14 protein-coding genes and 1 pseudogene are annotated in these 19269 nt (G+C 59.1%); 9 read left to right on the top strand and 6 right to left on the bottom strand.

Features of this window, described 5'->3' with window-relative positions:
• Positions 1–2 precede the first annotated feature (2 nt).
• Both CVV65_RS02975 and CVV65_RS02970 read right to left on the bottom strand, forming a co-directional pair.
• Entirely contained in the window at positions 3–1436 is a 1434-nt protein-coding gene (locus tag CVV65_RS02975; protein WP_100666875.1) for a hypothetical protein, read from the bottom strand.
• Complete coding sequence (locus tag CVV65_RS02970) at positions 1396–1953, bottom strand: sigma-70 family RNA polymerase sigma factor (RefSeq protein WP_100666874.1); 558 nt, start codon at positions 1951–1953, stop codon at positions 1396–1398. The genes CVV65_RS02975 and CVV65_RS02970 overlap by 41 nt, the downstream gene beginning before the upstream one ends.
• A 181-nt stretch (positions 1954–2134) precedes the next feature.
• Here CVV65_RS02970 and trpB point away from each other — a divergent pair, with 181 nt between their 5' ends.
• The 4 genes from trpB (at position 2135) to purU (ending at position 7279) form a co-directional block, all read left to right on the top strand.
• Positions 2135–3343, top strand: coding sequence for a tryptophan synthase subunit beta (gene trpB, locus CVV65_RS02965; protein ID WP_407928402.1), 1209 nt, complete (start codon positions 2135–2137; stop codon positions 3341–3343).
• A 203-nt stretch (positions 3344–3546) separates the two neighbouring features.
• Positions 3547–4254 carry a VIT1/CCC1 transporter family protein gene (locus CVV65_RS02960; RefSeq protein WP_100666872.1) on the top strand — a complete coding sequence of 236 codons (708 nt, stop codon included), beginning with the start codon at positions 3547–3549 and terminating at the stop codon, positions 4252–4254.
• Between the two features lie 129 nt (positions 4255–4383).
• Entirely contained in the window at positions 4384–6225 is a 1842-nt protein-coding gene (gene asnB / locus CVV65_RS02955) for an asparagine synthase (glutamine-hydrolyzing) (protein ID WP_100666871.1), read from the top strand.
• 181 nt (positions 6226–6406) lie between these two features.
• On the top strand, positions 6407–7279 hold the full coding sequence (gene purU, locus CVV65_RS02950) for a formyltetrahydrofolate deformylase (RefSeq protein WP_100669130.1): 873 nt from the start codon (positions 6407–6409) through the stop codon (positions 7277–7279).
• A 118-nt stretch (positions 7280–7397) separates the two neighbouring features.
• Here the strand turns inward: purU and CVV65_RS02945 are convergent, their stop codons facing one another.
• A complete protein-coding gene (locus CVV65_RS02945) occupies positions 7398–8492 on the bottom strand; it encodes a sensor histidine kinase (RefSeq protein WP_232796696.1) in 1095 nt (364 codons plus the stop codon).
• Between the two features lie 88 nt (positions 8493–8580).
• Here CVV65_RS02945 and CVV65_RS02940 point away from each other — a divergent pair, with 88 nt between their 5' ends.
• Both CVV65_RS02940 and CVV65_RS02935 read left to right on the top strand, forming a co-directional pair.
• Positions 8581–9285: a response regulator transcription factor gene (locus CVV65_RS02940; RefSeq protein ID WP_232796695.1), complete on the top strand. Its 705-nt coding sequence runs from the start codon at positions 8581–8583 to the stop codon at positions 9283–9285.
• 72 nt (positions 9286–9357) lie between these two features.
• Entirely contained in the window at positions 9358–10305 is a 948-nt protein-coding gene (locus CVV65_RS02935) for a cation diffusion facilitator family transporter (protein WP_100666869.1), read from the top strand.
• Positions 10306–10361: 56 nt separating this feature from the next.
• On the opposite strand, the gene CVV65_RS02930 is transcribed toward CVV65_RS02935, so the two are convergent.
• Complete coding sequence (locus CVV65_RS02930) at positions 10362–11723, bottom strand: FAD-binding oxidoreductase (protein WP_407928382.1); 1362 nt, start codon at positions 11721–11723, stop codon at positions 10362–10364.
• Between the two features lie 429 nt (positions 11724–12152).
• On the opposite strand from CVV65_RS02930, the gene CVV65_RS02925 reads away from it, so the two are divergent.
• Positions 12153–14411 carry an ATP-binding protein gene (locus CVV65_RS02925; protein ID WP_100666868.1) on the top strand — a complete coding sequence of 753 codons (2259 nt, stop codon included), beginning with the start codon at positions 12153–12155 and terminating at the stop codon, positions 14409–14411.
• Here CVV65_RS02925 and CVV65_RS02920 read toward each other — a convergent pair.
• Entirely contained in the window at positions 14394–16025 is a 1632-nt protein-coding gene (locus CVV65_RS02920) for a thiamine pyrophosphate-binding protein (RefSeq protein ID WP_100666867.1), read from the bottom strand. The two genes, CVV65_RS02925 and CVV65_RS02920, sit on opposite strands and share 18 nt — an antisense overlap.
• A 290-nt stretch (positions 16026–16315) precedes the next feature.
• Here CVV65_RS02920 and CVV65_RS02915 point away from each other — a divergent pair, with 290 nt between their 5' ends.
• Positions 16316–17641 carry a cation:proton antiporter gene (locus CVV65_RS02915; protein WP_100666866.1) on the top strand — a complete coding sequence of 442 codons (1326 nt, stop codon included), beginning with the start codon at positions 16316–16318 and terminating at the stop codon, positions 17639–17641.
• A 384-nt stretch (positions 17642–18025) separates the two neighbouring features.
• Positions 18026–18337: a hypothetical protein gene (locus tag CVV65_RS02910; protein WP_100666865.1), complete on the top strand. Its 312-nt coding sequence runs from the start codon at positions 18026–18028 to the stop codon at positions 18335–18337.
• A 92-nt stretch (positions 18338–18429) separates the two neighbouring features.
• Here CVV65_RS02910 and CVV65_RS02905 read toward each other — a convergent pair.
• Positions 18430–19224: pseudogene (locus CVV65_RS02905) on the bottom strand (ATP-binding cassette domain-containing protein); the annotation flags it as partial.
• Positions 19225–19269 lie beyond the last annotated feature (45 nt).

Raw genomic sequence — 19269 nt, 5'->3', positions numbered from 1 at the left:
ATTCATGGGGATACAGGAATCTCCACCAACACTCGTCCCGCGTCATCCACCACCCGGATCGATTGTGTAACCGGCACCCAGTAGTTGCTCCAGATGACACTTTCAGCTCCTTCACCGTGAGGGGTTTTCGTCACAGCCACCACCAACGTTCCCCGTTCAAAGGTGACATCCGCCACCATCGCACCCGTCACGTAAAGTCGACTGCCTGTATGGTCCTCCCGCGCCCAAGCTCCGAGGTGAACTCCGTGGGAAGCCAACCACTGCCGGTCGGCGGCCACCCCTTGGGACAGGCGAACGGCGGGAGCCGGGGGAGAGAAGAGCGCCGGCGGCCCGGGCTGCCGGGACAGATCCTTCCACTCCTCGACAAACGGCACCTTCATCCGGGGTGCCGACGCAGGGGGCACCGGGCGCATCGACCGGGCCACGCTCAGGACCTCCGCCACCGAAGTGCCGGATACGGAGTACCACACCTTGCCGCCGTAGGTCCAATTCACTTCTACGGTGGGCCGGTTGCCCAAATCGAGCACCTGAATCGTGCCCTGGGCCGCGCCAGGCGCCACCGGCGCCCCCGAGGCCAGATCTTTAGCCAAACGGCTGGCCTCCGTAACCGCCACATCCCCGGGGCGGCCCCGAAATAAACCAGCCGTTACGTAGGTCCATCCTCCGGCGCTCCATGTGACGACATCTCCTCCGGTATCTTTCAACACCAAGCGCCGGGCCGGAAAACCGCCATCCAAAACCACTGGATCCACGGCGGCCAGCCGATCTCTCACCGTGTCGAGAAAGGTCGTCGGGGCCGCATCCCGCCGCGTGCCTCCAAAGGACACCAGCCGGTTCGCTTCAGAAATGGGGGTTGAATCCGGCTCCCCCCCGTTTAACCACCCCGCCTCCACCAAGTAGCCGCTCCCAAGAATTTGGTCCGTCACCTTCACCCGCCCCTCGCTCCCGGTCAATCCCGGGACGGCGGGTCTCGGCACTACTCCCGGAAGAACCACCGGGACGAGGCTTCGGCTCACCACATCCCGGGCCACCGGAAGAACCGCCGGGTCGATCGCCGCGTGGGGCTGAGGAGGGGCGATATCCACGGCTGCCGTGGTCGCCGCCGGCTCACTGTTCACCCGCTCCTCAGTTTGGTTGGCTCCCCCCGCCCCGGCCGGAGGAGTTGTTACGGACTCAATGGCCGGCTGGCCCACATCTCGGCCGAACGGCTGTCTGAGCATAGAGAGCGTCGCCGCCCCCACCCCGGCGAGTGCGAGCAAAACGCTCGCCACCCCCAACAGCCACCGTGCCGCCCATCGCGAACGCCGTCTGTTGCGCGCTTCTACCCGGGCTAACGTCCGCTCGATGAGATCCTCAGACACTCCCCACCCGCGAAACACCGTTTTACGGGCATCCTCAGCCATCTGTTCCAGCTTCCGCGTGAGATCGTCGTTCATCCGCCGATCCCTCCTCGCGCAACATGTCTTTCAACCGCCGCCGGGCCCGGTGCAACCTCACCCGCACTGCACCGGGATCAATGCGGAGAACCTGGGCAATCTCGTTCGTTTTGAGTTCGCAATAGTAATGGTAGATCAACACCTCGCGATCCATGAGGGGAAGACGGAACATAAGGTCCAACAGCCTGCGCCGCTCCAAAGACGCCACGGCCTCCTGCTCGGCAGAGGCGGCCATCCCCTGGGGCAGATTTTCGTCGCCGGGTAAAAGCACCCTTTTATACACCCAGGACCGAAAACGGTCTCGGCACAGATTTGCGGTGATCCGCAGGATCCAGGTTTTGGCCGCCCCTTCATCCCGCAGTTTATCCATCTCTGAATACACGCGCAGAAACGTGTCTTGAAACACATCCTCCGCCATATGGCGGTCTCGGACGTAAAAATACGCCAGGTGCAACACCGCTTCACCGTGTTCCCGCATCCATCGGACCAATTGTTCCCGGCGCTCTTCCTCGTCCACAGGTTCCGCCCTCCCCGCTGAGGCCGCCCTTGGAGCGTTGTTACCAGAAGGACGCGCCCGACCAATAAAAGGTTACCGCAAAACCACAGACAAACCCAGGGCCAATCTGATACCATAGAACCATGAGGCGCTTTTTGCCCCGGCGAAAAGGCGAGCAGAGTGGAGGAGAGAGACGTTGAGCATTCTTAAAGTGGACGAGAAAACTGGCATTTTTGGTGAAGGGGATCAGACTTTCGGGGGGAGCTTTGTGCCGCCGGAGCTTCAAAAGGCGCTGGACGAGGTGGCCGAGGCCTTTGCCCGTTACAAAGACGACCCGGACTTCAACGCCGAGCTCCAGGCCTATTACAAGGACTACGCGGGCCGGCCCAACCCCCTGTATTTCGCCAAGCGGCTGTCGGACCAGGTGGGCGGAGCCAAGATCTACCTCAAGCGGGAAGACCTGAACCACACCGGAGCCCACAAGATCAACAACACATTGGGCCAAATCCTGCTGGCGAAACGCCTCGGGAAAAAGCGGATCATCGCCGAAACCGGGGCCGGGCAGCACGGGGTGGCCACCGCCACCGCCGCGGCCCTCATGGGATTGGAATGTTTGATTTTTATGGGCGAACTGGACATGAAGCGCCAGGCGCTCAACGTCTTCCGCATGGAGTTGCTCGGGGCCAAGGTCATCCCCGCCACATCCGGGAACCGCACCCTGAAAGAAGCGGTGGACGAAGCACTCATGTATTTCGCCGGGCACCCCGACAGCTTTTACCTGCTCGGGTCGGCGGTGGGGCCCCACCCCTACCCCTTGATGGTCCGCCATTTTCAGTCTGTCATCGGACAGGAAGCCAGGGCCCAGATCCTGGAGAAAGAAGGCCGGCTCCCGGATTATGTGGTGGCGGCGGTTGGGGGCGGGTCTAACGCCATCGGTCTCTTTTATCCCTTTGTGGAGGACCTTTCCGTCAAAATCATCGGAGTCGAACCGGCCGGTAAGGGCCTGGATACGGGGTATCACGCCGCCCCCCTCAATGTCGGGGAAGTCGACGTGCTGCATGGATTCCGCTCCTATGTCATGCCCGACCCGGAAAAATGCTGGTCGATCAGCGCCGGATTGGATTATCCCGGGGTTGGACCGGAGCACAGCTACTACAAGGCCATTGGCCGGGCTCAGTACGTCGCTGTGAACGATCAGGAGGCCCTGGATGCTTTCCTGAATTTATCCAAAACCGAAGGGATTATTCCTGCCCTGGAGTCGAGCCACGCCGTGGCCTATGCCACCAAACTGGCAGCCCAGCGTCCAAAGGACGAGATCATTATTGTCAACCTCAGCGGCCGGGGGGACAAAGACGTCGCCCAGGTCGCCGAAATGTTGGGCCGCACCCCCGAACAAGCGGCAAAAGCCTAAAAGAACAGAAACAACCTGTTCCGGCCCTCGACAAAACCTTCCCGGGCATCACCGGCCCCCGGAAGGTTTTTTGTCACATCTTCTTCACAAGATGTTTGGCAGCCGTTACCCCTTGGGCGACCGTGTCTTGAAAGCGGGCGCGTGGTACAATGACACCATGTGAATCATGTGGATACATGCATCGCGACGGAGGAGAACGCCCCATGGAGCAATCGGCCCAACAAACTGCGCACGTAGAAGAACATTTTACCGCTCCGGACGTCATTCGGGATATCGTCATCGGCATGGCGGACGGGCTCACGGTGCCCTTTGCCTTGGCGGCCGGCTTGTCGGGAGCGGTCTCTGTCACCACGTTGATCGTGACTGCAGGGGTGGCAGAAATCGCCGCCGGAGCCATCGCCATGGGATTGGGGGGCTACCTGGCGGCCCGAACGGACCGGGAACATTATTTTGCCGAATTGGAACGAGAACGAACGGAAGTCGTGGAGCTGCCCGACCGGGAAAAACAAGAAGTCCGGGACATCCTCACTCAGTGGGGGCTGAATGAGCAAGAAGCGGAGCCGGTGATCCGCGCCCTGAGCCGGGACCCCCGCCGGTGGGTCGACTTCATGATGAAGTTCGAATTGGGTCTCGAAGAACCCGAGCCCAAACGGGCCCGAAACAGTTCCCTCACCATCGGCCTCTCGTACATCGCCGGCGGCATCATCCCCCTGGCACCCTACATGCTGATGGCCAATCCTGTGACTGCCCTGATAATCTCGGTGGTCGTCACGCTAATCGCTCTCTTTATCTTCGGCTTTGTCAAGGGTAAATTCACCGGCGTGAAGCCCTGGAAAAGCGCCTGGCAAACCACGGTGGTAGGCGGTCTCGCCGCCGGCGTAGCCTTTCTCGTTGCAAAGTTCATCGCCTGACCCCGCCCGCTGGGCAACAGGTTTCCCGCGTCACCCCCGGAGTCACCCATCGATATGACCCCGCATACCCTACCACAGACTGGGCGATCGCCCTGGTGATGCCAGGCGCCCGAAGGGGGTAGGGACGACATGTGCGGGATTGCCGGTTGGATCGATTGGAATGTGGAAATCACCGGACAGCGGCCGGTGCTGAAAGCCATGGCCGACGTTCAATATTGGCGGGGCCCCGACGCCGAAGGCATCTGGATGTCCCACCGGGCCGGATTGGCGCACCGGAGGCTGTCGATCATCGACCCGGAGGGCGGGGCGCAGCCCATGATCCGGCGTCAGGGAGAACGCACCTTGGTCATCGTGTACAACGGGGAGTTGTACAACATGGCCGAACTACAGCGCCAACTCGAAAGACTGGGCTACACCTTCGCCACGCGGTGCGATACCGAGGTGGTTCTCGTCGCCTACGCTCACTGGGGCCCGGCCTGTGTCGAGCGGTTCAACGGGATCTATGCCATCGGAATTTGGGATGAACAGGCACAAGAATTGTTCCTGGCCCGGGACAGGCTCGGCGTCAAACCGCTCTTTTACGCCCCTCTTGAGAACGGCCTCGTGTTTGCATCAGAACTGAAAGGCCTTCTCGCCCACCCGGCCGTGCGCCCCGAGGTGGATAATGAGGGGCTGGCGGAAATTTTTGCCCTGGGACCCGGACGCACTCCGGGCCACGGCGTATTCCGCAACGTCTATGAGGTCAAGCCCGGATGGGCTTTGCTCTTTGATCGAAGGGGCCTCCACCACCGCCAGTATTGGAAACTGGAAAGCCGTCCTCACGAAGACGACCTGGAAACTACGATTGCTACTGTGCGGGATCTCCTCGAAGACACAGTCGGGCGGCAGCTCATGTCCGACGTGCCGGTGTGCGCACTTCTTTCCGGGGGGCTGGACTCCAGCGCCATCACCGCTTTTGCCGCCCAGGCCTTTCGCCGGCAAGGCCGCCCGCCGCTGAGAACCTTTTCTATTGATTATGTGGATAACAACGTGTATTTCCAACCCAACGCCTTCCAACCCACCGCCGACGGACCTTGGGCAGAACGAGTGGCAGATTTTCTGCAGGTTGATCGCAGGATCGTCACCCTGACCCCCAGCGCCGTGGCCGACGCCCTGCGGGAGGCTGTGCGGGCGAGGGATCTGCCAGGCATGACAGACGTCGACTCATCGCTGCTCCTCTTTTGCCGGGAGATCAAAAAAGAGGCCACTGTGGCTTTGTCCGGCGAATGCGCCGATGAAGTATTCGGCGGATATCCGTGGTTTCATCGAAAAGAGGCCCTTGAAGCAGATATGTTTCCCTGGTCATTGAAAATGCAGGAAAGAATCTCGGTGCTCCACCCGGACCTCGTGGACCATTTGCAACCTGAGCAATACGTGCGCCGGCGATACCGCGAAGCCCTGGATGCGGTGCCCAGGCTGCCGGGAGAGAATCCCCAGGATGCCCGGATTCGGGAAATGTTTTACTTGAATCTCTTTCACTGGATGCCCGTCCTCCTCGATCGCAAAGACCGGATGAGTATGGCGGTCGGCCTAGAAGTCCGGGTGCCTTTTTGCGATCACCGCTTGGTCGAGTATATGTGGAATGTGCCTTGGTCGATAAAAATGGCCGGCGGACGGGAAAAGGGCTTGTTGCGCGTGGCCATGAAGGGGCTCCTGCCCGAAGATGCGCTCTGGCGAAAAAAAAGCCCGTTCCCGAAAACCCATCACCCCGATTTCGCCCGGGCCTGCCGAAGCGCCCTTCAAGAGGTGCTCGCCGATCCCACATCCCCCCTGTTGCCACTCATCCACCGGGAGTCGGTGAACAAATGGCTCCAGGCCGAAGGGGAATTCGACATCCCCTGGTTCGGGCAACTGATGCGCCTCCCCCAGCTCTACGCCTACCTAGTTCAAGTGGACCAGTGGCTTCGGGAATACCGGGTTCAGATCCTGTGACGCAAAAGCCGGTCCGCCCTTCCAGGGCGGGCCAATCCTTTTATTTTTCCCCATCCCTGCAACAGGCGGTACCCAAAACGCAGCGAATGATCTACTATTAAAGAATCGGCAACATCACAGGGGAAGGAGAATCACATTGAGCCACGGCCGCACACCCGTCGACCCCGGCCACGCCCCGGCCATTTCCGACACCGCGGTGGCAGATCGGGCGAGAATCCTCGTGTCCTGTCCCGATCGCCCGGGCGTGGTGGCGGCGATTTCCCAGTTTCTGTATGGCATGAATGCCAACATCGTTCGTATGGACCAGTATTCTACCGACCCGGACGGCGGCCGCCTGTTCATGCGCGTGGAATTCGACCTGCCCCACCTGTCCGACCGCCGCCGGGAACTGGAGGAAGGATTCGCCCGGACCGCCCGGCCCCTGGACATGCAGGGGGAGATCCGTTACGCCCGGGAAAGAAAACGAATCGCGATTTTTGTCTCCAAGATGGACCATTGCCTCCGGGAGCTCCTCTGGCAATGGCAGGCCGGGGATCTATCCGGAGATCCGGTGGTGGTCATCAGCAACCATCCGGACCTCAGGGAGGTCGCCGCCACCTTCGGCCTGCCCTTTTATCACGTGCCGGTCACCCGAGAGACTAAAGCCGAGGCCGAACGCCGCCAACTCGAAATCCTTAAGAACTACCGGGTGGATCTCGTCGTCCTCGCCAGGTACATGCAAATTCTTTCCACAGAGTTCGTGTCGGCATATCCCAATCGGATTATCAACATCCATCACTCGTTCTTACCGGCCTTTGTCGGGGCCAATCCCTACGAGCGAGCCTATGAGCGGGGGGTCAAACTGATCGGTGCCACGGCCCACTATGTGACGGCCAATCTGGACGAAGGCCCGATCATCGAACAGGATGTGCAACGGGTGAATCACCGGGACAGCGTCGAAGATCTCAAACGGATCGGGCGGCACATCGAGCGGGTCGTCTTGGCCCGGGCCGTGGCCTGGCACCTGGAAGACCGGATTCTGACGTATAAAAACAAGACGGTCGTGTTTGTGTAAACAGCTGCAAAAGGGCCCGGGGATATCCCGGACCCTTTGCAGTCTAATTTCCCTTGATTGTTCACCTGCCCTGGCTTTACCCACCGGATACGGGCTGTGGTAACCCTGGTACTCCACATCACTCATCATCCCGGCCGCAGCCAGGCAAATCCACCCGAACGACCGTTCCCTTTCCCAACTCGCTGTGAATCTGCACCCTTCCGCCGTGCGCATCGACGATCCGCTTCACGATGGTCAGTCCGATCCCCGACCCCCCGTCCCGGGAACGCCCTTGACCCACCTGATAAAATCGCTCAAACACTCTCGTGACCTCCTGGGGCGGCATGCCACGCCCGGTATCTCGAACCCGGATCACCCTCCAAACCCCGGCATTCCCCGCACTCACCGTAACCTTTCCCCCTTGCGGCGTCGCTTTGAGCGCATTGGACAGAAGATTCGTGAAAACCTGAGTCAATCGCTCGGGATCGGCTTCCGCCCACACCGGCTCGGTGCACTCCAACTCAAGATCGACACCTTTTTGAAAATAACTCGGGCGATAAAGGGCGAGCGCCCGGCCCAAGACCTCACACAAATTCACTCTGGTCGGCTGCAGACGAAAGCTGGGGGCCTCCAACTCCGCCAGCGCCTCCACATCCCGGACCAGGCGAATCAGGCGTTCAATCTCCTCATAGCAGCCGCGCAAACGAACTGCATCGGGCTCCCACACCCCATCCAAAAAGGCTTCAAGGTGGCTTTTCAATGTCGCCAGTGGAGTCCGCAATTCGTGAGCAATGTCCGCTGTCATGGTTTTCCGCGAATCCTCCTGGCAAGCGAGAGACTCGGCCAGATGGTTCAGGGCTCTCCCCAATTCCGCCACCTCATCCCGCCCCGCCACCGCGACTCGAACGTCCAGTTCTCCGGCCGCCATTCGCCCGGCAGTTCGGGTCATCTCCACCAGGGGCCCGGCAATTCGCCTGGCCACGTACACGCTGACCGCACTGGCGAGAATGACCATGCCGATGGACGTCCACCCCACCGACTGCTGCAGGGCTTGTTCAAGATGCACATTCAGGACATGCACCGCGTAACCGCCCTCTTTGATCTGCCGCTCATACATCTGAAAATGAAAATGTGCCTCGACGAGAACGATGAGGCCGGTCATCAGGGCACTCCCCGCCGCCACAGCGAGAAAAAGGGCGGTCAATCGGGTCCGGAGGCTTTCGAAACGAACCACAGGTCTTCACCTTCCCCACTGCAAGCTGAATATCCGTATGGTACCATATACTTAAGCTGGGGCGGTGCCGACGAAGGGGGCGTGGATGGTGAACCGAAAACCGAGAAACATTCTCATCGTCGAAGATGAGCAGAAACTGCGGGATGTGATCGCTTCTTACCTGGAGAAGGCCGGTTACCGCCCACTTCAAGCGGCGAGGGCAGATGAGGCATGGGACTTATTGCAACAAGAGCCCGCAGATTTGGTCATCCTGGATCTCCTGCTGCCAGACATGCCCGGTGAAGAATTGTGCAAAAAGATCCGCGCCCACACGGCAGTGCCCATCCTCATGCTCACGGCAAAAGCCGGGGAAACGGACCGCATACGCGGTTTGTCCCTGGGGGCTGACGATTATGTGACCAAACCCTTCAGCCCCCGGGAACTGGTGGCCCGAATTCAAGCCATTCTCCGCCGGGTGTCCCCCGAAGAGCTGTTGGCGGACACCGTCACCTTTCGCGACGGGGAACTGGTGATCGACGCCGGGCGCCAGAAAGTCTACCGCAAAGGGGAGCTTGTCCCGTTGACCCCCTTCGAATACCGCCTTCTCCTGACTCTCGCCCGCCACCCGGATCGCCCGTTGACCCGGGAAGAATTGATTCTCAAACTGGGCGGATTCGACTACGAGGGGGATGTGCGTACGATCGACCAACATATCAAGAATTTGCGGCAGAAGATCGAACCCGATCCGAAAAACCCGACCTATATCCTTACGGTCTTCGGGGTCGGCTATAAATTTGCGCCGGGGTCGCCGTAAGATTGTCGCCTTTGAGGATGTCCGCGAAAGGTTCAAGGGAAGCATTGCAGCCCTGTGAAAGGAAGAACAACCATGCAACATCACCACGGCCCGGAATCGGGCCATGTCCACGACCACTCGATTCACGTCGCCCAGGACAAACTCAAACAAGCCTTGGTTCTGGCATTTGTCGTGCTGTTGGCAGAAGTTATCGGAGGCCTGTGGTCAAACAGCCTGGCGTTGCTCAGCGACGCCGTGCACATGCTCACCGACGTGTTCGCCCTCTTTATCGCTTGGTGGGCCGTGAGAAAATCCCAGAGTCCGCCCACCGGCGCCATGACCTTCGGTTACCATCGCACGGCCATCCTCGCCGCCCTCTTCAACGCCGTCACCCTCATCGTCGTGGCCGTGGTGATCGGCACCGAAGCCTATCGGCGGCTGAACCAACCAGAACCCGTCAACAGCACGATTCTTCTGGCCACAGCAGCAATGGGTGTCATCATCAACCTGTACATCGGCTGGGGCATGCGGAATGCCTCTCACAACCTAAACATCCGCAGCGCCATGTTGCACGTGCTCGGGGACGCCGCGGCCTCAGGCGGGGTCATCCTGGGCGGTCTCATCATCATGACCACGGGATGGACCCTGGTCGACCCCATTATCAGCATCCTGATCGCCCTGACCGTCGCCGCCGGGGCATGGCGGGTGACCCGGGACTCCTGCCTTGTTCTCATGGAGGCCACGCCGCCTTCGGTGGAGTTCAGTCAGGTGGCCAAAGCCATCCAGAGCATCCCAGGCATCCGTAGCCTCCACGATTTGCACATCTGGAGTCTTTCGTCCAATCGCCACGCCATGAGCGTTCACGTAGTCGTCGACGGCTGTCTCACCGTCGCCCACACGCAACGTTTGATCCAGGAAGTGGAAATCCTTGCCGGAGAACGCTTTGGCATCGGCCACGTCACGGTCCAGATCGAATGTCCAGAATCCCCCCACGATGAGGAGGATATGTTTGCCCTAGACCGGAACTGGTCCCGGCACTGAACTCCCGGTGCCGGATTGCTCGCCGCAGATGCCACTGGAAAGTTGTCGCCGCCGGATCAATCGATCAGTTTACCCGGATTCATGATTCCCAAGGGATCCAGGGCCGATCGGATGGCCTTCATCACCAGTAAAGCCCGCCCATGCTCTTTTTCTTGGTATTTGCGCTTGCCAAGACCGACGCCGTGCTCACCCGTGCAGGTCCCCCCGCAGGCCAGGGCATACTCCACCAACTGCTCATTGATCGCCTCCGCCCTCGCGACATCCTCGGGATCTTTCGTATCCACGGCAATGAGGGCGTGATAGTTCCCGTCGCCGATGTGGCCGAGGACGGCGCCGTACACCCCCTCCCGATCGAGCAGTTCCCTGGCGTCGGTGACCGCCTGGGCCATCTTCGAAATCGGCACGCACACATCGGTCGTCATCATGCCACGACCCGGATACTGGGCCATGAACGCCCGGGCTGCGGAATGCCGGGCCTCCCACAACTGCTGGCGGGACTCCTCGTCCGAATCGAAGGCAAACCCCAAGCACCCTTCCTCCTCGGCCAACTCCCGGGCGGTCTGCACGTCCCGTTCCAGACCCTCGGGATTTCCGTGAAACTCCAGAAACAGCGTGGGTACCTTCGGGTACGAAGTCCCTTTGTACGCATTGACCGCTTCGATAATGCGCTCATCCACCAACTCCATTCGGGCCACGGGGATTCCCGCCCCGAGGACCGCCGTCGCTGTCTTGACACATCCGCTCACATCGGGAAATTCCGCCCGGATGGCCATCACCCGCTCGGGCAGGCCATACACCCTGAGCCACAGTTCGGTAAACACCCCCAGGGTCCCCTCGGAACCGACAAACAACCCGGTCAAATGATACCCCGACGACGATTTCGCCGCCAAGGAGCCGGTGTGGATCACCTCACCCCCGGGCAACACCACTTCCAGGTCCCGTACCTGATCGCGCATCGTCCCGTAGCGCACCGTCGTTGTGCCGCTGGCATTGGTCGCCGCCATTCCCCCCAGGGACGCGTCAGCGCCGGGATCGACGGGAAAGAACAGCCCATAGGGTTTTAGCGCCCGGTTCAATTGCGTCCGGGTTACCCCGGGCTGAACCCGAACGAGAAAATCTTCGGGCCGAATTTCGAGAATTTGGTTCATCGCCGTGACATCCAGGCTGATCCCTCCCTGGACCGGGATCACGTGCCCTTCGACGCTGGATCCGATCGCAAAAGGGATCACCGGAACCCGGTGCTTGGCGGCGATGCGCATCACCTCCACCACATCGTCCCGACTTTTGGCAAACACCACCGCGTCCGGGTTATGAGGGGCATGATACGATTCGTCTCGGCCGTGCTGCTCCAGAATCGTTGGATTGACCGAGACCGCGTCCTTTGGCAGCCGAGTCTTCAATTCCTCCATCCACGTCAACCAACATTTCCCCCTTTGTGATGGGTGCAGACAGTTTGCCCTAAGAAAATCGCACCGTCCAGCTTGTAGAGAAGGTTTATCAAAGAATAAAATCTCTGATAAGAGATGCATGCGCTTCCTGCAGCGGCATGGCGCAGAGAAGGACGCAAACACTTCTTTATAATAATATACCTGTTTGCGGGGAAGGGGTGGGATCCAACCCGGACTGTAGACACGGTTTCCCGGAAGAATTCTGAGAAAACGGGATGTCAAGCAAAGGCAATTTTGATATGCTCATAGAGAGATGGTCAGACTGTAGCACGGTTAGATCTACGCCATAGCGTCCATGGCGGATCGAAGCATGGCCTTCATAGTTTGATCTGATCTGTGTTCACAACAGGGGGTTTTCGTTCCTAGTTTTCATACAAATGTAGACAGGAGTGGGTGGACATGTCCGATCAAACCCGATACCTGCGACTCGCCCAGATCACCCAGTTGATCAATTCGAACTTTGATTTGCGAGCCGTGTTAGAACACGTGGTCACTGCCATCTCCGAGGAGATCATCCACTGCACGGCTGCAGGAATCTACTTGGCGGAGCCCGACGGCACCTTCCGGGGTTTCGTGGGAAAACCCGACCAGATCGCGGGAATCACCCTGGATCAACTGGTGGCAGACCCGGCAAAAGATGCCCTCATCGCCCAAGTGGTATCGGAAAGAAAGATGATTTACATACCGGACACCGCCCTGGACCCTCGTCCAGACCGCGACGTCATTCTGCGGTTCCAGATGAGATCCCTTTTGGTTGTGCCGATCTCTTTCGATAACGAATTATTCGGACTCGTCTTTCTGTTCAACCACGGTTCGCCCATGTACCTGAGCCAGGAGGAAATAGAGTCCATCACCGCTTATGTGAACATGGCCGCCGTGGCCCTGCGCAATGCCAAACTATTTCAGCACGCCAACGCTCTGTTGACGGAAAAGCAGTTGCTCATCGATGCGCTGCATCACCTATCCCTGTGTAAAACCATCGAAGAAGTGCTCAATGTCTGTTTCCGTTTTGTCAGCTGCGCTGTGGACAATCCCAACATCGGCATTCACATCGCCGACGCCATCGGGGCGCGATTTCGGCCGGTCCGGCTCAACCACACCGCCGACTGGTCCGAACAAGATTGGAAAGCCGTCCACCGAAATTTGCAACTGAATTATGAAGAAGACTTGCTATTCCAAGACGTCATTCGGAGCAAACGTTCCGCCTTGGTGCCCGATGTGGAGAAGGACCCCCGGCCTAACCGCGAGGCCTGTGAGCGATTTGGTATTCGCGGTGTGTACATGATCCCCCTCGTGGTGGCCGGGGACGTACTCGGCGTCGTCGCAGTGGTCAGCCTTGGCGTCCCACGCAGCTACACCGAGACCCAAATGCGCCTGGCCGAATCCATTGTGGACGCCACCTCCACGGCATTGTCCAACGCCATGCGTTTTGAACAACTGGAGGCCATGGTGCGCCAGCGGACCACCGAACTCGAGGAGAAAAACCGCATGTTGGAAAACCTGGTGGAGGAACTGCGCAAACTCTCCACCCGGACAACCTTGATCCTGGATTCCGTCACCGAAGGGATCTACGGATTGGACGAGAATGGAAGGGTCACCTTCTGCAATCCCGCTGCCGCCCGTCTCGTGGGGCGAGAGCCTGGGGAAATCATCGGCCTGCCGCAACACGACGTCTTCTGGCACGGAAAAAGCGAAGACAAAGGGTGCACCCTCGCTGTGTGCCCCATCCTGTCTCCCATCGAAACCGGCCATCCGAGCCAGGTCACCGATGAATTGTTCCGCCGCAAAGACGGATCCACCTTTCCCGTGGATTATGTGAGCACACCGATGAGGGACGATGGAAAGATCCAGGGGGCTGTGGTGGTTTTTAAAGATGTCACCGAACGGAAGCGCTCCGAGGAGCTGATGATTAAATCGGAAAAGCTGTCGGTCGTGGGGCAGCTCGCGGCGGGGGTAGCTCATGAGATCCGCAACCCCCTCACGGCTTTGAAGGGGTTCGTCCAGTTGCTTCAATCCAATGTCCACACAAAAGATGAATATTTCAACATCATGCTCTCCGAGTTGGACCGGATCGAGTTGATCATCAACGAACTGCTGATCCTGGCGAAACCCGTGGACGTGCAGTTTCAATTTCACGACCTCAAAGTGTTGATCGAGACGGTGGTCGCTCTTTTGCGTACCCAGGCTATCTTGAGCAACGTCCAAATCACCACTGACTGTGATCCGGCCCTCCCCGCCGTTCTCTGCGACGAAAACCGTCTCAAGCAGGTGCTGGTGAATTTATTAAAAAACGCCATAGAGGCGATGCCCCGCGGCGGACAGATCGTGGTACAAGCCAGGCGAGAGGACGATCGGACCATTCTTATCCGGGTCATCGATGAAGGGACGGGGATCCCCGAGGACAGCCTCCCCCGCCTGGGGGAGCCCTTTTTCACCACCAAAGAGAAAGGGGTGGGTTTGGGGTTGACCATGAGTTACCAGATCATCGAGAGTCACGGAGGACAGATGCATTTTGAAAGTGAGGTGGGGGCGGGGACCACGGTGAAGATTCTGCTCCCCATCGATCCCCGCGCCGCGGACAACTGTACCGCCGTGGGTGCCGAAGTGTCCTACCAGTCCAAATTACAGGGGCTGCTGGGTTCAACGGCCAAAAGATGATAGAAACTTAACCCGATCCCCCATGGGAGGCACCTGGTCGTCCACCAAGGCGACGTCCAAAACCACGGGTCCGTCCGCCTGCAACAGATTCTCCACCCGGGGATCGGCAAGATCCTCAAACCTCTCCACCCGTAAAGCGGGGACACCCAGGTGGGCCGCCATGCCGGCGATGTTCACGGGATCTTGTTGAAACCGGGGGTGGGCGCGATGATATTGCAAAAGATGTCCGTGATGCACCATCCCGAGCCGGGCGTTGTTGATCACGATAAACAGGATGGGCAACCGATACTCCTTTGCGGTGAGGACCTCCATACCGTGCATAAAGAAACACCCGTCTCCTGTGATGCACACCACTGGACGGGTGGGATCGGCGAGGGCATACCCGATGGCCGACCCAATGGCGATCCCCATCGGGCCAAAGTGCACGTTAATTTCATAGGAATCGTAGTCCAGGACCCGCATGTAATGAATGACATAAGACATGTGCTCACCGATGTCGACGGTATAGCGGGTGTTCTGGGGCAAATATCGCTGAAGGGCGAGGAGCACATTCTGGGTTTTGAATTCCGACGGCACGGATTCGAGGGCGACGGGTTGCGTTCCCCGGGCGTGGCGGCATAGCCCCAACTCCCGCAACTCCCGGTTCAGCCATTGCAAGGTCACGTCCGCATCGCCACGGAGGGGTACGTCACATCGATACGTTCGGCCGAATACCGTCTTGTCAAAATCGATCTGAACAATCAGCTGCCTCTCCCCTAGGGGCTTGCTATAGTTGCTTGTCGCCGTCTCTCCGAGGCTCGAGCCGACGATCAACAACGCCCTCTCGGGGTGATCGTTCACCCACTCCGCGGCTTTCTCATGTCCCGCAAACCCATACACTCCTATGTACCCGGGGTAACTCTCTGGAATCAACCCTTTGGCCTGGGGCGTGACCACGATGGGCCACCCCAAAAGTTCTGCCGTCTCGATGACCTCCGGAATCGCCCGGCGGGCTCCCTGACCGACGAAAACCACCCCCGGAGTTTGTGCCAGCCTGACAGCGGCCTCGCGGACCGCCTCGGGGTCCGGCAACACCTTTTCGCGCCTGGGAAAGGCGGGAAGCGGCAGCTCTTCGGCCTCCGACAATTGGACGTCGATGGGCATGGCCACGTGTACCGGCCCCGGCACCCCAGACAAGGCGATCGTCACGGCCTTTGCCACTTCATCGACCAGATCTTCCGGCCTCCTCACCGTCACACTGTATTTTACAAAGGGCTTGTACACGGCCTCACTATCAAACTCCTGGGACGCATTGCGCCCAATGGCGTCCACGGGCACATGGCCCGTCAAAAAAAGGACCGGCAGGTGCTCCCGGGACGCATTGGCGGCACCCGTCAAAAGATTCGTGCTCCCGGGGCCACTGGATCCGATACAGACCCCCAAATGTCCGGTGGCCCGGGCATAGGCGGCAGCCATGTAACTCGCCGCACCCTCGTGCTTGGCCACCACAGGCTCGATCTCCGGCACATCGTACAGCTCATCGAAAAAGGCATTCACGGACCCCGCTGGAATTCCAAAGATGTACGACACTCCCCCCGACACCAGATAATCCACCACTCCGCGAACAGCCTTCACAACAATGCCTCCTTTCTGTCAATTGAAAAAATCTGCCGACAAGCCTGTGCCACTGCCAGGGTTTCCTATGCCAATGTTTGCTATATTCGACGTTCCCATCTCGATTCCCTGCCACGTCCGAGAGTCCCGCAAACTCTTTGATTCGGAAACATACTCCCGTGAAAATGTGTGGTCATCCGGGGCAGTCCGCCCTGTCCGGCGACCCTTGTCCTGGAATATGGTGTCAAGCACAGTGCACGAACCGCCACATCGGTGGCACCAAAAGGAGAATGTCTAAGGAGGGATCGTCGATGGGCTTAACGGGCATCGAGATGACGCGGTTTCTGCTCAGCCTGCTCACCCTGCTGGTCGCCGCGAACGTCCTTGGTTACCTGGCGGAGCGGTTCACAGTGCCCCGGGTGATCGGCGAGGTAGCCGGGGGACTGGTGCTCGGGCCGACGGTATTCGGACACTTTGCCCCGGACACCTTCCAGTGGCTGTACCAGGGGTTCCCGGCCCAAGGAAAGCTGCTCGGCTTGGTTTACCAACTCGGGTTGATCTTCCTCATGTTTAATTCCGGCCTTAAATTCCAACCCAAGTTTAACCGGGGCGATACGTCCATTGGATTGGCGATTCTCGCCGGGTCTACGCTGATTCCTTTCGCAGGGGGATGGGTGTTCACGGGATTCATGAATCCTGCCGATCTCCTGGGTCCGGCCCAAAGCCTACTCGCTTTTAAAATCGTGGTTGCCATCTCCATCGCCGTAACATCCATTCCGGTCATCTCCAAAATCTTGTTCGATCTCGGGGTGATGCACACTCGATTTGCCAAGCTCGTGGTGGCTGTGGCGGGAATCCATGACACTCTCTTGTGGGTGGGGCTGGCCCTGGCTGCGGGACTCGCTGGCGCCGAGTCCCATCAAGGAATCGCCACCGTCCTCCGGAGCACAGGGGCTACCTTCGGGCTGATCGCCGTCTGTTTACTCGTTTTGCCCCGAGTGCTTCGGCTGATCAATGGAAACCGGTTTAACATTCTCGTACGGGCCTCTTTTCTCGGCTATATTTTGGCGATCCTGCTCATGCTGGCCCTCCTCGCCGGCTACCTAGGTGTGGACGTGATGTTTGGGGCGCTGCTCGCCGGCATCGCCGTCAAACTCGCCTTTCCGGAGCATCTCTTCGATCGCGTGGAAAACAGCATTCGCGAGATCTCTTTCTCCTTTTTCATCCCGCTTTATTTTGCCATGGTGGGGCTGCAACTCGATTTGGCGAGACAATTCCCCCTGGGTTTTTTCCTCCTCTATCTCCTTTTCGCAACGGCGGTACAGGGTACCGTGGTGTACCTCACCTGTCGGTTGCTCCATCTCGATCGGCTCACCAGTATGAACCTCGCGGCGGCGATGAACGCCCGGGGCGGACCGGGGATCGTGCTATCCACGGTGGCCTTCTCCCTGGGGCTCATCAGCGAACCCTTTTTCGCCGTACTGGTCATGTTGGCCCTGGTCACATCCTGGATGGCCGGCAGTTGGCTCCGATTTGTCGTGAAAACGGGCCGGCCCTTGATGCCCGGGGACGAAAAAGTAGCTGCAGTCAAACCCCAGGAAGAGGTGACCTTGGACGCTGTGCCAAGCGTGAAATAACCTGCAAAGCCCCGGGGTCTGGCCCGGGCTTTCTGTCTTTCCGACCAGGAAGATTCGCTCTGCCGCCTGGCCGCCCAACTGGAGAAAACCCGTCCTCGGGCGGACCGGCGTCCTCCGGAGGTGTGAAGGGGGGCAAAAGTTTCTACGGCCTCCTCGCCGAACCCTATGGTGGTTTTGGCGGGGAGCCCCTCATCCAAAGGTGTTGCCTACCAAGACTCATTATGTCGAAGTTTTGACATACAGTTCACGATTTTTTCGATCTTCTGGGATCCCCGAGGGTGTAGAATAAAGATACGAAACTTCCGGGTAGAGCCGGAGGTTCGTGAATCCTTTCACAATCCCCCAAGGAAACACCACTGCGGGGAAACCAAGGAGGGAACAACGATGGAAGAGGTGGTCAAGGATCGTGTGAGTCAACTGTTGGAACAGTGGAATCGCTTACAAACCGCCGATCTCGAATCTCTGGAGGACGACTCTCTCCGCTTTGGTGCCGCCTTCTACGATTTTGTCGATGAAGTGCGCCAATATTTTGAGGTCATGAGCGAAAAGCCGGAATCTTTGGATGACGCTTTGGAGCGCTTGGGGATCCGGGAGGCTCTGAGCCGTCTCCCCGAACCTCTTTCCCTTCATTTTGCCAACGAATTGAGCTATATCCTTGACGGCATCACACCGATGGAGGACGCGACTTGGGCGTAAGACGCATGCGACAGAACGACTGCGACCCTGCTTCACCCTTTTTCCGCAACCTTCGACAACCGCCAGTCGGACCAGGACAGGAGGCCGCAAGCCTAGGGACCGATCCGCCGCTCCTCCCGCCGAATCACGTAGGCCTCTTGGAGAGTGGGTGTTTCTTCCCGAAACCCGTCCCCGGGCGCCATCCGGGCAAACAAACGTACCCGGACGCGGTCCCCTGTCCACCGCCAGGCGAGGATCCGACGAGACTCCAGCCCTTCGAGCTCTTCGGGATCGAGCACCTTAGACCACACTTTTTCCCCCAACCCCGTCACCCATAGCGCCGGTGGCCCGAAAAAAACAGGCTGACCCTGCTCGAGCCACACGATCTGATCCACATGATCCCATTCATCCAGTTCGTGACTGACGGCTACCACCGTGCGGCCTCTGGCGTATCGAGTCAAAAACTCGATCATTTTACGCCGCTCAACTCCGTCCAGGTGGGTAAGTGGTTCGTCGAGCAATAGAACCTCCGGGGACCCGAGAAGAGCCTGGGCAATGCCCAACCGCCGCTTCGTACCCTCAGACAGTTTAGAAATTCTGACGTCGCAAACGGGAACGAGATCGGTTCGCGCCAGCCTTTCCTCTACCTCAATGCCCGGATCCACCCCTTTGAGGACGGCCATGTACTGAAGAAATCGCCTCGGCGTCATATGAGAATAAGGTTGAAAATCGGCGGGAAGATAGCCGATCGTCCCCCGGATGCCAGCCAGGTCCTCGATAACCCGCCGATCCCGATACCAGATTTCCCCTTGGTCGGGCATCGCCGCCGTGGAGAGCACTTCGAGAAGGGTTGATTTTCCTGCTCCATTGGGCCCGACCAGCAGGGTCAGCCCCCGCCCCAAAGTCAGGCGGCCGGGGATGGCCAAACAAAACCCCTCCCGGCAAAAGTGAAC

Origin of the sequence: Kyrpidia spormannii, from assembly GCF_002804065.1 — a bacterium.
GTDB classification, from domain to species: Bacteria; Bacillota; Bacilli; order Kyrpidiales; family Kyrpidiaceae; genus Kyrpidia; species Kyrpidia spormannii.
This window is presented reverse-complemented; position numbering and strand designations above follow the sequence as displayed.

Bases quoted from the DNA above. Each gene is read 5' to 3' on its own strand.
- CVV65_RS02910 (WP_100666865.1), top strand. From the start codon at position 18,026: ATGGAAGAGGTGGTCAAGGATCGTGTGAGTCAACTGTTGGAACAGTGG.
- CVV65_RS02925 (WP_100666868.1), top strand. From the start codon at position 12,153: ATGTCCGATCAAACCCGATACCTGCGACTCGCCCAGATCACCCAGTTG.
- asnB (WP_100666871.1), top strand. From the start codon at position 4,384: ATGTGCGGGATTGCCGGTTGGATCGATTGGAATGTGGAAATCACCGGA.
- CVV65_RS02960 (WP_100666872.1), top strand. From the start codon at position 3,547: ATGGAGCAATCGGCCCAACAAACTGCGCACGTAGAAGAACATTTTACC.
- CVV65_RS02915 (WP_100666866.1), top strand. From the start codon at position 16,316: ATGGGCTTAACGGGCATCGAGATGACGCGGTTTCTGCTCAGCCTGCTC.
- CVV65_RS02975 (WP_100666875.1), bottom strand. From the start codon at position 1,436: ATGAACGACGATCTCACGCGGAAGCTGGAACAGATGGCTGAGGATGCC.
- CVV65_RS02935 (WP_100666869.1), top strand. From the start codon at position 9,358: ATGCAACATCACCACGGCCCGGAATCGGGCCATGTCCACGACCACTCG.